Consider the following 16,826-nt stretch of genomic DNA (forward strand, 5'->3'; position numbering starts at 1 on the left):
ATAGGTATATATAATTAATGATAAATACCTACGTCGGGAGCAGGGGGAATGGTTTTTTATGAGATCAGATATAGACAGCTGCCGGTTATTTGAAAAAGCTTTCCATTTTTCATCCATCGGGATGGCACTCGTATCAACAGAAGGGCAGTTTACGGAAGCTAATTCTGAGCTTTGTAACATGCTCGGCTATTCAGAAGATGAATTGACACATAAAACCTTTCAGGAGCTGACACATCCTGACGATCTCAGTGAGAGTATCAGAACGCTTCATCAGCTCGTGTCAGGAAAGAAAAATTCGGCCCGTCTGGAGAAAAAATATATTTGTAAAAACGGGGCAGTAATCTGGGTTCAGTTAAACGTCTCGGCTGTTCACAACGATAAAGGAGAAACTCACTATTTTATTTCCCAGTTCCAAAATATTTCAGAACAGAAGTTTTACGAGAAACGTCTGATGGAAAGCGAAGAAAGGCTGACCCAGATTCTCCAGACCGTTCCTTCAGGTGTCACGATTGCTGATCTTCAGGGCAGAATTATTTTTGCAAATGAAATGGCGGAAGAAATATTAACTCTTAATGAAAGTGATATTACTAAGCGTCAATTTGACAGTGCGCTGTGGAAAATAAAAACGATTGACGGACATGCGATTAAGAGTGAAGATTTGCCATTCACCCTGGTCATGGAATCAAAAAAACGGGTGCGCGATTATATTCTTACTATAGAGACAACTAATAATCAGAGGAAAATTCTTTCTGTAAATGCTGCTCCTCTGTTCGATCATAAAGGCGAACCGGCACAAGTAGTTTTTTCTATCATAGATATTACTCATAAAAAAAATACAGAGTGTAAGTTGACCAAGGCCAATCAGCTTCTAAAAAAGCTGTCGGAATCCGATGGGCTGACAGGGCTTCCTAACCGTCGTTATTTCGATGAACAGCTTCAAACGGCCTGGACAGAGTGCGAAGAAGCCGGCCTGCCGCTGTCTCTCGTCATGTTTGATTTGGACAACTTTAAAAAATATAACGATTACTACGGGCACCAGGCAGGGGATGACTGCCTGAAAGTCATTACCTCAGCAATTAATAAAAGGCTGGAGTATGAAACTCTGACTCTGGCACGCTACGGCGGTGAAGAGTTTTCTATCATTCTTCCGGGATACTCTGAAAAAGAGGCTTTGAGAGTGGCGGATATCGTCCACAAAACAGTTTTGGATTTAAAACTGCCCCATGCCCGATCGACTGTATCCAGTTTTATTACGGTGAGCCTTGGTGTCTCAGCAGTCATGCCTGATTCAGCCGGCAAGCCGGAAGAACTTGTAAGGGAAGCGGACTGGGCACTCTACTCAGCAAAAGAAGAAGGACGCAGCTGTGTGAAAGTGTATAAGAAGTAATCGGAAAGCTGTTCGAAAAGGGAGCTTCTTTTGCGGGGGAAATCTAAAAAAACGAGTCTGGAACAAAACTAAAGACAAGCCCCTGGGCAAGCGTCCGCCTGGCGGACTGAAATGACTGCTATTACAATTTAGCAGAGTTAATTTTTTATTAAGTACAAAAGCGAAAAGCCGAACAAAATTCGATAACTTTGTTCGGCTTTCTTTATGATTACTATTCTTTTCAGCCTCTTGGAAGCAGGCTGTTCCTCAATTATTGAAAGTCTTCCGGGGCTTCCACAGAATATCCCCGTTCAGTTAAGAGGTCTGGAATACTGTTTTCACCGGCAAGATGGAGGGCCCCTACGACTACAAAATAAGTGTCGCCGCTGTCGTCTGAAAGAAATTCTTCAATTTGGACAGTCATATCCTCGTCGCGTTCATCCATCGCGAGCTGGTCGGAATCACCGTCCAGTTCCCTGAGCTGAGCGAATATATCTGTGTTTCCAGCTTTCCAGACATTAATCATTGTGTCTAATTCTTCTTCATAGATATCGAACTGTTTAACCATTTCTTCTAAACTTTCAATTTGCTCTTCTTCTGGAGCTGAACTGAGCGATTCAATCTGGCTTTCTATTGATTCAAGACTGATTACCGGCAAGCCGCTTTCATGGGCACGCTCGATAAAATGCATATCAATGCCTTCTTCACTTCTGTAATCCGTCTCTTCCAAAGCGAGATCAGACAGCATCATGGAAACAAACCACGGTTTAAACTGATTAATCATCGCTTCATTCAGGCCGTAGGCGGCAAGGCGGTCGGCGGCTTCTTCATAAATCTCATCGTCTACCACATCTGAGAGCGAAGTGCCATCTGTATACGTCCCGTGTTCCATCATTACCTGGGAGGCTTCCATTTCATTTACATCTGCGATATCAATTTCGACAGCTAGATAATCAGCTTCCTGGAACGCATCTTCAATGTCGTCATGGAGTGGATACATCTCTTCATCTCCTACATGAACGGAACCAAATAAATAAACGGTCTGGCCGTTTTCCTCCACACGGTAAAAGACTCCTTTGGACGGGCCGTCATAAGTATCCTCAAACGCCAGCCGGGTCCTTCCTTCAATTTCTACTCCGCTTTCCTCTAACTCCTCAAGAACCTCTAACTTTGAACCTTCAGATTCGACCGTAATGAAAATATCTCCGGCATGAAGGTTTTCAAGATTTTCCAACGAGAGGAGGGGAGAAAAGTCATTAATGTCATTGTCAGAAAGGTTAAAGTCTCGTAAATTCGGGAGAGATTCGATGCCTTCAAGGCTGGTTATTCCAGCACCGCTTGCATCCAGCGACTGAATATCAGACAGGTCATTCTCTGATAAGCCATTGCCGCCCGCTTCCTCAGCGACTGCGTCTTTCAACGCTTCGTCTTCAAAAGGTGTTTCGTCTGTGCTTGTTTCATCAGTGCAAGCTGTAAAAAGTAATGAAAAGCCTGCCAGCAAGGTCAGTTTTCTAATAGTCATTATATTTCCTCCAATATGATTAACGTGTCTATAAACTGTTACGAAGAAATAACCGGAAAGTTCCATATTTTTAATTTGGGCGTATCGGGTAAACTTTTATAAATATTAAAGAGTTAAAACAGAAGAAACATACAAGTCTTCCGTCATAGCTTTGAAAAATCCAATTTTTTCTAAATGATTCTTTCTCATTTCGATTTAAACACAAAAGTTTGTTAAAATGAAGGGATAGTGTTTTTGCGCATGAAAAGATAATTAAATTAAAAAGCAGGTGAAAAGTTTGAACCTGAAAAAGTTAACTTATAAAGATATATACCGCGAATGCCAATATGACAATGCTTTCTATAAAGGTGAAAATTATTACTTAAAAAATGCTGTCTCCAATTTGAGAAATGGGGCGGGAACCTACCAGGCCTTAGTTAAAGGACAGTCAGATTATGAGGCCGGGGTGAACTATGATAGTGAATATGAAATTACCGGCTTCACGTGTTCCTGCCCGGCTTATGAGGCTTATCCGGGGCCGTGCAAGCATCTTGTTGCTCTCTTATTCAGTATAAGAAATTCAACAAAGGACGAGGGGAATGGGACGCCTGCTGAAAATTCACCTGTCTCCCCTGTTAAGGAAACTTTGCCTGAAACAGAAATTAATAAAACAAACCGGTTTATTGATTCTTTTGAACAATTGTACGTGAAACAGCAGGAAACCTATCACGAGCGAGAGCCGCTGGAAGTGGAATATGTGATGAGTCTTCAGTCCACGTTCAGTGAGCGTTTTTCCGGTTCTATTGACATTGAACTAAAAGTAGGACCGAGGAGGCTTTACATTGTAAAAGATATTCCGGAATTACTGAGAGCTGTGGAAGAGGATGAAGCGATAAAATTTTCAAAGCTGTTCACTTACCATCCGTCTGATTATTACTTTAAAAAAGAGGACATTGAAATTTTCCGGCTCATGTCCAGGATAATTGAAATGAAACATGGCGCTTCTGACAGCCTGTCTTTTTCTTACCGGCGACGTGTTGCAGCCCCTCAGCGCTCATTTACTATCCCGCCGTCATATGCAGTTGAATTTCTGTCTCTCCTGCAGTACCGAACGGTCATTGTCGAAGATGGCTTTTCTTCCAGAAACGCTATTGAACTGACTGAAGCAGCGCCTGTGCTTCAGTTTGAGGTGGAAGAAGACGGGGAACGCTCAGGAATTTACAGAATGACATGGACAGGGGCTGACTTTGCCCATTACTTCGGTAAGAAGTACGGGCTGCTTTACATGCAGGGCACCTTTTACCTTTTAAAAGGCCCGCAGTTGGAAGCCTTTGATGCGATCTTTTTTCAAATGGTGCTGGAAGAACCGGCTGAGCTGCTGCTGGATCAGAGCCAGCTTGAAACGTTTGCCTCTGTCGTGCTGCCGCGTCTGAATGAACTCGGTGAGGTTTCTCTCAGTCACTCTATTCGTAAAAATATCCAGATGTCCCCGCTTGTTCCAATGCTTTATTTAGATTATAAGGAAGGGCGAGTGACTGCAGAAGTTACTTTCCAGTACGGAGAGGTAAAAATGTCTCCTTTTCAGCCTGGCACGAGTGAAGGAGACCAATTGATTGTAAGGGATATGGAAAAAGAATATTATTTATTGTCATTTATTGAAGACATCCCTTTTAAATTCAATGGTAACGAACTGTTTCTTGATGAGATGGAACAGATTCTGGATTTTGCGGCGGAAGACGTTCCTCGCCTTTCTGAACTGTTTCACGTTTACGCTACACCTGAATTAAGAAATATCGTCCATCAGCCGGCAGAACGTCCTGCCGTAAAAGTGGAAACGGACGAAAAGCTGAACCTTCTGGAGGTCGCTTTTGAAGTGGACGGCATACCGGAGGAAGAATTGAATTCAGTTATTCAAAGTCTTCTCGCTAATAAAAAATATTACCGGCTCTCATCCGGGGCCTATTTACACTTGGAAAACGATGAATTTAAAGGTATGAAACAACTGTTGGAAAACCTGGACGTGTCAGCTAAAGAAGCGTCATCCCGTTCCCGTCATCCTTTGTACCGTGCTTTTCAGCTGGAAGAGATGAGTGAGGTTCAGCTGAAGAAAGACCGGGCATTTAAGAAACTGGTTGAAAGACTGACAGACCCGGAAGAACTGGATTTTCCGATCCCCTCCCATCTGGAAAACACGCTGCGCGATTACCAGAAACGGGGTTTCCAGTGGCTGATGTCTCTTTCTTATTATGGCTTCGGAGGTATACTGGCGGATGATATGGGCTTAGGAAAAACGCTGCAGACAATTGCCTATTTGCATGCTGCTAAAACAAATGGTACGGCCGAAGAGCCCGCATTAATTATTTGCCCGTCAAGTGTGGTTTATAACTGGCAGAAAGAAATTGAGCGGTTTGCGCCAAACTTAACTTCTGCCGTTATTTCAGGCCCCTCTGCAGAACGGGAGGAGATTCTGAACTCAGCAGAAGACTGTGATGTCTGGATCACCTCCTATCCATTAATCAGGCGCGATGTTGACCACTATAAAACCAGAACATTTTCAACAATGGTGCTTGATGAAGCGCAATATGTTAAAAATCAAGGGACGCTTACGGCGAAGGCCGTCCGTATGATTCATTCAGTAAAAAGCTTCGCCTTAAGCGGCACTCCGATAGAAAATTCCCTGGATGAACTCCATTCTATATTTTCCATCGTCCAGCCGGGACTTTTTAAAAACAGACAGGTTTATAAAGATATGGATGAAAACCGCATTGCCAAAAGAGTAAAACCATTCGTTTTAAGGCGGATGAAGCAGGACGTGCTGGCTGAACTGCCTGACAAAATTGAATCGGTGGAGTATACCCATTTAACCGGAAACCAGAAAGCGGTCTATCTGGGACAATTGCAAATGCTTCAGTCTGAAGCCAGTGAGGCGATCCAGTCAGATACACTTCAGGAAAACCGAATGAAGATCCTGGCCGGCTTAACGAGACTCCGCCAGATCTGCTGCCACCCGGGAATGTTTCTTGATGATTATAAAGGGGGCTCCGGGAAACTGGAACGGCTTATGGAGTATTTGGAAGAAGCACGTGATTCGGGTAAAAGGATTGTTCTTTTCAGCCAGTTTACCCAGATGCTGTCAATCATGAAAGAAAGACTTGCTGAAGCAGGGTGGGACTATTTTTATTTAGACGGAGCGACACCCGGCAAAGAACGGGTCACCCTCGCTGACCGGTTCAATGAAGGTGAGAAAAACCTTTTTCTTGTGTCCTTAAAAGCCGGCGGGACAGGACTGAATTTAACAGGAGGAGATACAGTTATTCTGTTTGATTCCTGGTGGAATCCTGCGGTTGAAGAACAGGCAGCGGACAGAGTTTACCGGTTTGGACAAAAACGGGTCGTCCAGGTTACTAAGATGATCACTACTGGAACAATCGAAGAGAAAATTCATAAATTACAGGAGAAAAAGCGTGATTTACTGGACCGGGTCATCCAGCCGGGGGAGACGATGATTTCATCTCTCGGCAAAGAAGACATTGAAGATTTGCTCGACTTGAAATACGCGGATTCGGCAGGAAAGTAATAAAACATTGGTTAATTTGCGTAAAGTATGATAAAGTGGAAAAGTTGATTATAAATTATATTTAAAATAAAGAGATTCATTCTTTTCGTAAAAAGCTAAAAACGTGGATAACTAGACCAGCTTGTTCCGTTTAAACGAATGAGCTGGTTTTTTGTTGTCAGATAAGAAAAGTGAAGGGGCCTCCTGAGCAGTTTTATATTGAAGCTCCGGTTGACGATGTTTCTTATTGAAATAAAGTGGTTAGTATAATAATAACTGATTATTTTTCAAAAGACGGCATAAATCATAAGAGCATCCAGTCAGACGGTGCTCCCTGTAAAGGTAAGTTACCCAGATGATTTTTAACTAAGCGGATTATGGCATTTGCCATAACGATAAAGTATGAACAAAAAGGAGATTAATAAACTTGGCACTATTTAAAGATTTGAACATTGAAGAACCCATTTTAAAATCAATTGAAAAGATGGGGTTTACGGAAGCGACACCTATTCAGTCTGAGGTTATTCCTGTAGCCAAAAATGGCCGGGATGTAATCGGGCAGGCCCAGACAGGGACCGGTAAGACGGTAGCTTTCGGCATACCTCTTCTTGAATCTGTCATGCCTGACCAGCGCCACCCGCAGGGCCTTGTGCTGGCTCCGACACGCGAATTAGCGATCCAGGTCAGTGAAGAACTGAATAAACTTGGACAAGGAAAAGGAATCACTTCGCTTGCGATTTACGGCGGGCAGGAAATTTCTAAACAAATCCGCGGGCTGAAAAAGCGCCCACAGATTATTGTTGGAACACCTGGCCGGTTTATGGACCATATGCGCCGTAAAACAATACGTCCGGAATATATGAATACGGTCGTACTAGATGAAGCTGATGAAATGCTCAGCATGGGTTTCATTGAAGATATCGAGACCATTCTGAAAGAGGTTCCTGAAGACCGCCGTACGATGCTGTTCTCGGCAACTATGCCTAAGCGACTTAAAAACGTGGTCACTACCTTTATGACTGATCCGGTTACTGTGGCGATTAAGTCAAAAGAAATGACAGTTGAAAATATCGAGCAGCGGTACGTAGTTGTTCACGAAAAACAAAAGTTTGACGCTTTATGCCACATGCTTGACATCGATCCGCCGGAGCTTGCGATCGTATTCGGACGTACAAAGCGGAGAGTTGATGAAGTAGCTGAATCATTAGGTATCCGCGGGTTTGCCGCTGAGGGGCTTCATGGGGATATGAAACAGGAACGCCGTGATGCGGTCATCCGGAAGTTTAAACGTGGAGCGATTGATATCCTTGTTGCTACAGATGTAGCTGCCAGAGGGTTGGACGTTAACAATGTGTCTCACGTATATAACTTTGATCTGCCTCAGGATTCAGAGAGCTATGTTCACCGTATCGGCCGGACAGGCCGTGCAGGGAAGAGTGGAATAGCTTTTAGCTTTGTAACTCCTAAAGAGCGCGATCATTTGAAAGTCATTGAGAAAAATACGAAGAAAAAAATGAAGCAGCAGTCAATGCCGACTTATGAAGAGGCACTGGCCGGACGGCAAGACCGTTCTGTAAACCATTTGCAGGAATCCCTGCGTAAAGGTGACTTTGAACACCTGATGGGAGCAGCGCGGGCTATGCTTGCAGAACATGATCCGGAGACACTGGTGGCTGCCGCTTTAAAAACAATGACAAAAGAGCCGGACCAGACCCCTGTAAGCCTGACTGGTGAATCACCTGTCAGGAGTAAACGCCGTAACAGCGGCGGACAGGGCGGTCAAGGTGGCCCCAAAGGGCAGAAGTCCTATAACCGCAATTCATCAGCAAGAAAGAGATCGGACCGTGACCGCCGCGGCCGTGGCGGAGGCGGCGGAAAGCCTGACGCCAAAGTGAAATCCCTTGCCTTTAAAAAGAAAAAATAAATGAATGATCCCCTGCCGGTGAAAGGCAGGGGATTTTTTGATGGGAGAAGGAGGAGAAAGACGGACAAATGCCCGAGCGTACGGGGGGGGGTGAAAGGTAAAAAGAGAGGCGGACAAATGCCCGAACGAGGTGTTGAGTGGTGAGAAAGGTAAAAAGAGAGGCGTGCAAATGCCCGAACGAGGTGTTGAGTGGTGAGAAAGGTAAAAAGAGAGGCGTGCAAATGCCCGAACGACGAGATAAGCTGATTGAAAGGTGAAAAAAGAAGGCCGACGATTATCCACGCCCCTCATCACAGCCATTCTCAACACTAAAAAAATCCGCTGACACACCTGCCAGCGGATTTTTCTTAAATATTGTCTACCAACCGTTAATAATCCAGTTCTTCAATAGCCTGCACCGCTTCACCTGAATCTATGAACGAGATCGAAATTTCATCACCCGGTTCAATAAACACGGCGCGCGGATAGGAGGAGGCATTTACAGTGAAGATGCGGTCTTCACCTTCAAGTAAAATTCTGACGGTCACGTTGTCCTCACGGTCCCATTTATAAACACGTTCGACTTCAGCAGTCAGCTCAACCATTTCCGTATACTCGCCCGGCACGACATCTTCGTCTGCTCTTGAAGCGAGTTCAAGCTGGTAGGCGCCGAATGCTTCCCGTTTCGTCTCGCCATACCCGTAAATGTTTTCATCCCTGGCGTTTACGAGCATCGTCTGTCTATGAACATTATTCCGGTCCATGAGAGGGACAACCCAGGAGTACTGACCGTATATGTTGTATAAAGAAGGTGTTCCGGCAATATAGTCATCCCGGCGGAAGGTTCTTTCGGCTAAATCCATTGCCGTTCTCCCGTTTAGAGAGCCGCTTGCGTCCCGGAAATACCTTAAATCACCTGTCCTGGTGTCAAACATGGTGAAGCCGACCATCGAACGGGAAGCTTCCTGGCCTTCACTTTGCAGCCTCATATGATCTGTAAACCAGCTCAGTTGAAGGTCTTCATTTACCACGCCTGTGACAGAATCCACATCGCCCCATCTCGTAGGCTGGGTTAACCCTTCCCTTCCAAAGAACCGGTTAACCATTCCTTGCTTATATATCCCAAACCAGTCGTTCCGTTCTTCGGCTATATGAGGAGGGTAAATTCTGTTAACCCACTCTGGCACGTCGTTTTTTTCGAACATTTCTGTTTCTCCGGAAGCTGGATCGACGATGATGACGCCGTCTACATCGGCAACACGGCGAAACTCTGTATAATGCCCGTAACTGACAATGTAATATGGATTTCCTTCACCATCGATTTCAAAGGTCGTATCGAGCATCACGACATCCGGATGCTGGCTGCGTACGTGCCTTTCAAGATTTTCATGGAAAAAGCCAGACGGGACGTAAGTCATTTCTGTTAAAACCAATTCCGGCTCTTCCCTGGGATTCTCTGCACTGACCATAATATACCCGGGTGCATGGCTGCTCCGGTACCACCGGAAGAAACCGTCATATTCGATAGGTGTAATCCAGTAAAGCGACTCATTTACCCGCTGGATCCTCGTAGACCCTAAATTATAAAAAGCAGGATTATCCAGCTGGCCCATTAAGACATCAGAACGGTATTCTGCATATCTTCTTGAAACAACCGGAATGTGTTCTTCATTAATTGGCTCCATTTCATCCACCGTTACCTCTTCACCATCTGCCATTGAAAACTTGGCTTCTGCAAGGAATAAAGGCTGAAGCACCCAGAAAACACTGAAACCTACCAGAATGACAAGACCGATGGCGGCACCTGTGGAGGCTTGCTGCTTCCGGAAGGTTTTTACAAACATAAACACGAGAGTATTATCTACAATCAGTCCAAGTCCTATAACAGGAATATAGGCAGTGATTATAGCAGTTGCGCTTTGATCCAGTAAACCGCCGTAAAATAATATAAGCCCATAAATAAAGCCGGCTGCCAATCGCAAAGGAAACCATTTCCGGAAATAAGCCATTTTCCACCATACAGGCTGAAGGGGGAGGAACAGCAATGAGAGCAGCAGACTCAGAATAATCATTTGTATCATCTTTTTTCACCTCATTAAATATGTAACAATAATTAACGTACTATACGATATACGGCCGATCGGGACGAAATGTTTCATTGGGATTATATCTATTTTACCATAGCTTCAAGCAGCCTGAACCTGTCGCTGCAGGTTTTTTTCATATACAATGGGTAGAAGAGTAATTTAGCGAAGGATGATTAATCGATGAGTATGTTCAGAGCAGAAGGATTATACAAAACATATGGGGAAAAAACATTATTTGACCATATATCATTTTCACTTGAAAAAAAAGAAAGAATCGGTCTTATAGGCGTGAACGGAACGGGCAAGTCAACATTGTTGAAAGTGCTGGCAGGTATAGAAGGGAAAGAATCAGGAGAGCTCATTCACGCGAATGATTTCTCAATGGAATATCTGCCTCAGGAACCTGAACTTGATGATGAGCTTACCGTGCTGGAACAAGTCTATTACGGCGATGCTCCGGTTATGAAAGTCATGAGAGATTATGAAGAAGGTCTGTTGGCACTTGAGAAAAATCCTGCTGACGAAAAGGCTCAGAAAAAACTGACCGTGCTACAGCAAAAAATAGATGAACTGGGAGCCTGGGAAGCTAACACCCTGGCAAAAACAGTCCTTACTAAACTCGGAATCAGCGAGTTCTCAAAAAAAGTGGCACATTTATCAGGCGGGCAGAGAAAGAGAGTCGCTATTGCAAAAGCGCTCATTCAGCCTGTAGATTTGCTTCTCCTTGATGAGCCTACCAACCATTTAGACAATCTGACTATTGAATGGCTGGAGGGGTTCCTTGCCCAATATCCCGGAGCGATCATGCTTATCACCCATGACAGGTATTTCCTTAACCGCGTCACAAAGAGAATTTTCGAATTGGATCGCGGCAAGTTATACCAGTACGATGGAAATTACGAATTATTTTTAGAAAATAAAGCAAAAAGAGAGATAGAAGAGGAACAGCAGGAATCTAAAAGGCAGAATCTGCTCCGCAGGGAACTGGCCTGGTTAAAACGGGGCGCAAAGGCCAGAACAACTAAGCAAAAAGCGAGAAAACAGCGGGTTGAAGCTATACAGGATGACAAACCTGATGCTAAGGAAGGAGAAGTGGACTTTTCTATCGGCTCCGCGCGTCTGGGTAAAAAAGTGATAGAACTTGAACACGTATCCAAGTCTTTTGGGAACCAGAAATTAATTGACCGGTTAGATTATCTGGTGGTTCCCGGGGAACGTCTCGGAATTATTGGACCTAACGGCATCGGGAAAACGACGCTCCTTAACATGATGGCCGGGCGCATTGAACCTGATGAAGGGGAGATCCATACAGGTGAGACGGTGAAAATCGGCTATTACACACAGGACCACGAAAAAATGGATGACAGTCTTAGAATGATCGATTATATCAAACAGACCGCTGAAGTGGTTCATACAGCAGACGGACAGGTTATTACAGCCGAACAGATGCTTGAAAGGTTCTTATTTTCCAGAGCGATGCAGTTTACTCATATCCGCAGGCTGTCAGGCGGAGAACGGAGACGGCTCTATTTGCTTAAAGTATTAATGGAGGAACCGAATGTCTTATTCCTTGATGAGCCTACAAATGATTTGGATACACAGACACTCTCTGTCCTCGAAGACTATCTGGACCAGTTCCCTGGTGTGGTTATAACTGTCTCCCACGACCGTTATTTTCTCGACCGTGTTGTTGATAAACTGCTTGTTTTTAAAGGAAATTGCAGCATTGACCGTTATATTGGCACTTACAGCAGCTGGCTTGAGACTGAGAAAGAAAAAGCTGTTCAGCAGCCGAAGCATGCCGGGGAGAGCGATAAAATATCAAGTGCTGATGGGAAGCAGCCGCAGCCAAAGCCTAAAAAACTCTCTTATAAAGAACAGCAGGAATGGCAGACGATTGAAGACCGTATTGCTGGCCTGGAAGAAAAACTTGAAACGATCGGCCATGATATAGAAAATGCAGGCAGCGATTTTGATAAGGCAAGGGATTTGTTTAACGAACAGAAGGCAGCAGAAGAGGAATTGGAGCTTGCGATGGAACGATGGGAAGAACTATCTGTAAAAGTAGAAGAAATAGAAGCGGAGAAAAGTAAAAAGTAACCGTGTAACTGTCTCTTAATATAGAAACGTGGTTCGAAAGGCTCCCTTTCTGCTGGGTTTTTTCTTTTCTCTTATATTCTGCGTAAGAGGAAAATGAGACGGAAGGTTGAAAGGGGCATGGAAAGGGTAAAATTCCTGTAAGAATTTACATAAAGGAGACATGTCCTATGAGCAGCAAGCATACACTGAAAGTATTCAAATGGATTAACCTTTTGACCTTGATTGGGGTCGTTATTATTAATGCTTTGTCTAATATTTTGCCATTTAACAATCTGACGACCGGCCAGTTGTCAGAACGGGTAAATGTTCTCTTTACACCAGCCGGTTATGTGTTCAGTATTTGGAGTTTTATTTATATTCTGCTGGCAATTTGGGTAATCAGGCCCTTCTTTTCAATCAAAAAAGGAGATGTACAGGCTTATCAGTCTGTCGGCTATGCTTTTCTTGTCAACGGAATATTAAACAGCTCCTGGCTGTTTCTGTTTCATTACGAGTTCTATATAACTACGATGTTTGTAATGGCGGCATTATTAATCAATCTAATAGTCATTTACCGGAGAGTTTTTTCTGTCTCAGGCACTACTGTATGGATGAGGCTTCCCTTTTCCGTTTATATTGGATGGGTATCAGTCGCTACTATAGTTAATACAGGAATCTTTTTTAATGCTTTAGGTTTTGAAGATGGCCTGCTGTTTTCCCCGCAAACCTGGACGAATACTCTTCTTATTGTAGCGGTGGCATTAGCTGTCTGGTTTATATGGTCACAAAGAGAAACAGTTTTTCCTTTAGTATTTGTGTGGGCGTTTACAGGTATAGCGGTTGAGCGTTGGAATGAATATCCAAGCATCGCTGTTTTTGCCTTATCGGCAGCAGCCGTATTATTAGTGATTGCCATAATTCAGACATACAGATTTAGAGGTTTTTACAAAATTCGTGATTGAAAGCGATACTTTTTGGGTAAAACTATTAGTAGAAACAGACTTCCTGAGAAGAAGGAGGGGACATCAATGAATGTCACGAAAAAAGATATCCTTCGGTTAATAGATGATCTGTCAGAAACAGAGATTAGGATCTTGTATACGTTTATAGAAGAATTCCGCATTGCAGAAGCGGAGAGGTCGTCCCAGCATTACCAGAGGAACGACATGGTTTCCCACGACCGCTGATCCTGAATGCAGACAATCTTTAAACAGCACTAATAGTTGCTCTATTTCTATTATACCGCAAGCTGTAATAATACGGAGCACGCTAAGCGTCTCCATTAATATATGAGCTTCCCTCATTTCAGGCGGGGGAAGCTTTTTCTTTTTGTACTTTAAGTGCTGCGTCAGACCCAGGGTTTTAGCTGAGGAAAAAGGCAAGCTTGCCACGAATGACAAGCTTGCCGCTGAAAAGTTAATTATTTTTTTCCAGGAAACCTGAGAGGGGGGTCTTCTTCCTTAAACCCTTCTCTTATAAAACTAAGCAAGTCTTTTATAATCCCGATGTCTTTTAGAATGACGATGATCACCAGAAGCAGCGGACCGAGAAATACTCCTACGACTCCAAATATCTGGAAACCGACAAACAGCGAAATTAAAACAGCCAGGGCATTTAAGTTCATACTGGAAGACAAGATCTTAGGTTCAATCGACTGCCTGATAACGACAGTTACTCCGTAAACGACAGCTAAACCGATACCCATGCTTATATTTCCAGTGAAAAACATGTAAAGAAACCATGGTATTAAAATTGTTCCTGATCCGAGATAGGGCAAAATTTCAGCTATACCTACAATCATAGCAATGGTAAGAGCATGCTCGACTCTTAACACAGCGAGGCCGATCAGGACAACAATAGAGGCCACCATCATAAGTATAAGCTGGGCCTGAATAAACCCGAAAACTCTGTACTGAAACATAATCTTGAATGCTTTAGCTTTTTTTACGAGAGGGGCGGGTGTGGCGGTATAAATATTTTTAAATATATTTTCCCAGTCTTTCCCAATAAAATAAAAGGCGATAAATATAAATATGAAAACAAGCAAAAAGGTCGGGACGATAATAAGTACCTGGGTCAGCCCGTCCGCTAAACCTTGTCCAATGTCTGCAAGACTTTCAGCAAGCCTGTTTCCCAGCGTGGCAATTCCATCTTCCAAAGTGGCCTGCTGTTCGGGGGTCAGAGCAGCCATAGCCCCGGTCACGGTTTGCCACACAGGGAAGATAGATTCATTAAAGAAATCCTGCATTTGAACAGCCGTTGTCTGGATCCATGCGGGTACAAAATCCGAAATCCGGCGGATACCGAAAATAATCAGAAATACAATTCCTGTTATGCCTCCAACCAGCGCACTCAATCCCAGGAGCAGAGCAGCCACGACAGATAAAGCGTTAGGCAGCCTGATCTTTTCTCTTAAAAACCGGATGAGAGGATAAAACATCCACACAAGAGCGGCTGCAATCCAGAATGGATATGAAATAGTAAAAAGCCATCCGATAAGCCACATGGCTGCAATTGCGGTAACTGAAACGAGGATTAACCTGGCAAAAATCCAGCCGTGCCTTTTAGTCATGGGCACTCCTCCAATTCTTCTAAGCGGCGTATATTAGACGTATGTTGTTTAGTCCAGCCCTTATATTATTATTATCATAGCAGATTATACCAAACATAAACATTTTTTCTAAAAAGACTTCTTTATACGGTACCACGTGAAAGAGAAATAAAACGTTGGATACAGGCAACAGCCATGTGAAAGGATCTTGTAAGACAAACCTGTCTGGATGAGGTAAAAGTGATGAGCTTTAGTGAACGGCTTTAAAAGGGATAGCAAAGCTGTTTCCAGACTTTGCATATATTAATGGACTAATTCTATCATAAACGCACTCAAAAATGTCAGATAATGGACGTAAACACACCTCAGGCCTATTGCTTGAGTTACCCGGAATAAGGGTAAAGTATCAATCAAGAGGTCAATAAAACGGGAGTGGAAGACATGTATAAAAAAGGGATGCTGCTTTTTAACGACAAAGCAGGCCAGGAGGATGTCCATAAAAACGTAGGAGTGGCCGCCGGCATTATCTCCAAAATCGTGGATGAATTAATTATAATAAAAGGGAAAAATCCAGGAGATTTAGAAAAAATATGCAGGGAAAGAGGAGAAGAAGCCGATCTGCTGTGTATCATGGGAGGTGACGGTACGGTTCACGATTGTGTGAACGGATTAGTTCACTTAAGTAACCCTCCTGTCATATCTGTTCTGCCTTCCGGTACGTGTAATGATTTTGCGAGATCCTTAAACTTACCTGCTAATATTTCTGAAGCAGCCGGTTCAGCAGTCAAAGGATTCACGAAGAAAATTGATATAGGGTATGCAAACGACAGAACATTTATAAATTTTGCCGGTATTGGCTTAATTACCGATACATCTGAAAATATAAATAAAGAAATGAAGGAATGGGTGGGATCATTCAGTTATCTTATGAGCGCGATGAAAACAGTAAACGAAACGGAACCTTTTCATTATAAGATAAGACTTCCTGACGAAGAGCTGGAAGGTGAAGCCGTTATGATCGCCCTCTTGAACGGAAAATATATAGGAACCCGGGAACTTCCTTTTGAAGGAATCTCTCTCTTAGACAGACAATTAAATCTCGTAGTCGTAAAAGAAGGAGGACTTTCTTTATTTATCGAATGGATCCAAAGAAAAACACCATTCAGTAAAGAAACGGAGAATAATAATCTTATTTTAAGGGAAACGTCTGACGTGCATATTGCTTTACCTGAAGATAAAAAAGCAGACACCGACGGAGAAGTTTACCTTCGTTCTCCTTTAAAGTGCGGAATAATTGAAAAGCCTCTTGAATTTATTTGTGGCGAAAAGGAAGAAAACTAACATCGAGGCACCAGGGAAAAGCGATTAGATTGAGATAGTTTTTCCCGGACAGAAGGAAAGGAGAATGGCACCCATATGGAAAATGTTCAAACAATCAGTCAAATAAAAGAGCGTCTCAGCAGGGAAGAAATAGTGATCCTTCTAATTAAATCAGAAAACTGTTCCGTCTGTGACGCGATTGAAAATCAAATAAAAGACGGAGCTATAAAAGATTACTCTGTGCCGGTAATAAAAGCAAAACTGGAGGATGCACCCGAAATTTCAGGTGAATTTCTTACATTTACCTCTCCCACTATCCTGTTATTTATAAATAATAAAGAGCATTGGCGGGCGTCCCGGTTTATTCCTTTTGACGATTTGAATAAACATATTGACTTTTGGAAGACATAATATTTCAGTTTTCTTACACTATTCTTTCCGTGTTTAAAGTCAAGGGGGATAG

At 43.3% G+C, this 16,826-nt stretch carries 11 protein-coding genes; 8 read left to right on the top strand and 3 right to left on the bottom strand.

Annotated elements, in window-relative coordinates; translation table 11 throughout:
* Window positions 1–58 precede the first annotated feature (58 nt).
* Entirely contained in the window at window positions 59–1,387 is a 1,329-nt protein-coding gene (locus K8O68_RS04205) for a diguanylate cyclase domain-containing protein (RefSeq protein WP_230895690.1), read from the top strand.
* A 250-nt stretch (window positions 1,388–1,637) separates the two neighbouring features.
* Here K8O68_RS04205 and K8O68_RS04210 read toward each other — a convergent pair whose 3' ends face one another.
* Complete coding sequence (locus K8O68_RS04210) at window positions 1,638–2,888, bottom strand: TraB/GumN family protein (protein ID WP_230895691.1); 1,251 nt, start codon at window positions 2,886–2,888, stop codon at window positions 1,638–1,640.
* A 277-nt stretch (window positions 2,889–3,165) separates the two neighbouring features.
* Here K8O68_RS04210 and K8O68_RS04215 point away from each other — a divergent pair, with 277 nt between their 5' ends.
* Together K8O68_RS04215 and cshA are read left to right on the top strand one after the other, a co-directional pair.
* Window positions 3,166–6,444, top strand: coding sequence for a DEAD/DEAH box helicase (locus K8O68_RS04215; protein WP_230895692.1), 3,279 nt, complete (start codon window positions 3,166–3,168; stop codon window positions 6,442–6,444).
* Window positions 6,445–6,850: 406 nt separating this feature from the next.
* The gene (gene cshA, locus K8O68_RS04220; RefSeq protein WP_304618742.1) at window positions 6,851–8,347 is read left to right on the top strand and encodes a degradosome RNA helicase CshA; all 1,497 of its coding nucleotides are present in this window, start codon (window positions 6,851–6,853) and stop codon (window positions 8,345–8,347) included.
* Between the two features lie 368 nt (window positions 8,348–8,715).
* Here the strand turns inward: cshA and K8O68_RS04225 are convergent, their stop codons facing one another.
* Window positions 8,716–10,407, bottom strand: coding sequence for a hypothetical protein (locus tag K8O68_RS04225; RefSeq protein WP_230895693.1), 1,692 nt, complete (start codon window positions 10,405–10,407; stop codon window positions 8,716–8,718).
* Between the two features lie 186 nt (window positions 10,408–10,593).
* Here K8O68_RS04225 and K8O68_RS04230 point away from each other — a divergent pair, with 186 nt between their 5' ends.
* From K8O68_RS04230 to K8O68_RS04240, 3 genes are all read left to right on the top strand, one after another.
* On the top strand, window positions 10,594–12,513 hold the full coding sequence (locus K8O68_RS04230) for an ABC-F family ATP-binding cassette domain-containing protein (RefSeq protein WP_230895694.1): 1,920 nt from the start codon (window positions 10,594–10,596) through the stop codon (window positions 12,511–12,513).
* A 167-nt stretch (window positions 12,514–12,680) separates the two neighbouring features.
* Window positions 12,681–13,454: a TspO/MBR family protein gene (locus K8O68_RS04235; RefSeq protein WP_230895695.1), complete on the top strand. Its 774-nt coding sequence runs from the start codon at window positions 12,681–12,683 to the stop codon at window positions 13,452–13,454.
* Window positions 13,455–13,520: 66 nt separating this feature from the next.
* Window positions 13,521–13,679 (top strand): hypothetical protein, encoded by a 159-nt coding sequence (locus tag K8O68_RS04240; protein WP_177174220.1) that lies wholly within the window; start codon window positions 13,521–13,523, stop codon window positions 13,677–13,679.
* Between the two features lie 233 nt (window positions 13,680–13,912).
* Here the strand turns inward: K8O68_RS04240 and ytvI are convergent, their stop codons facing one another.
* On the bottom strand, window positions 13,913–15,064 hold the full coding sequence (gene ytvI, locus K8O68_RS04245) for a sporulation integral membrane protein YtvI (protein WP_230895696.1): 1,152 nt from the start codon (window positions 15,062–15,064) through the stop codon (window positions 13,913–13,915).
* Window positions 15,065–15,484: 420 nt separating this feature from the next.
* On the opposite strand from ytvI, the gene K8O68_RS04250 reads away from it, so the two are divergent.
* Both K8O68_RS04250 and K8O68_RS04255 read left to right on the top strand, forming a co-directional pair.
* The gene (locus tag K8O68_RS04250) at window positions 15,485–16,384 is read left to right on the top strand and encodes a diacylglycerol/lipid kinase family protein (protein WP_230895697.1); all 900 of its coding nucleotides are present in this window, start codon (window positions 15,485–15,487) and stop codon (window positions 16,382–16,384) included.
* Window positions 16,385–16,459: 75 nt separating this feature from the next.
* Entirely contained in the window at window positions 16,460–16,774 is a 315-nt protein-coding gene (locus K8O68_RS04255) for a thioredoxin family protein (RefSeq protein ID WP_230895698.1), read from the top strand.
* Window positions 16,775–16,826: the final 52 nt, after the last annotated feature.

The organism is Salipaludibacillus sp. CUR1, from assembly GCF_021028955.1.
Taxonomy (GTDB): domain Bacteria; phylum Bacillota; class Bacilli; order Bacillales; family Salisediminibacteriaceae; genus Salipaludibacillus.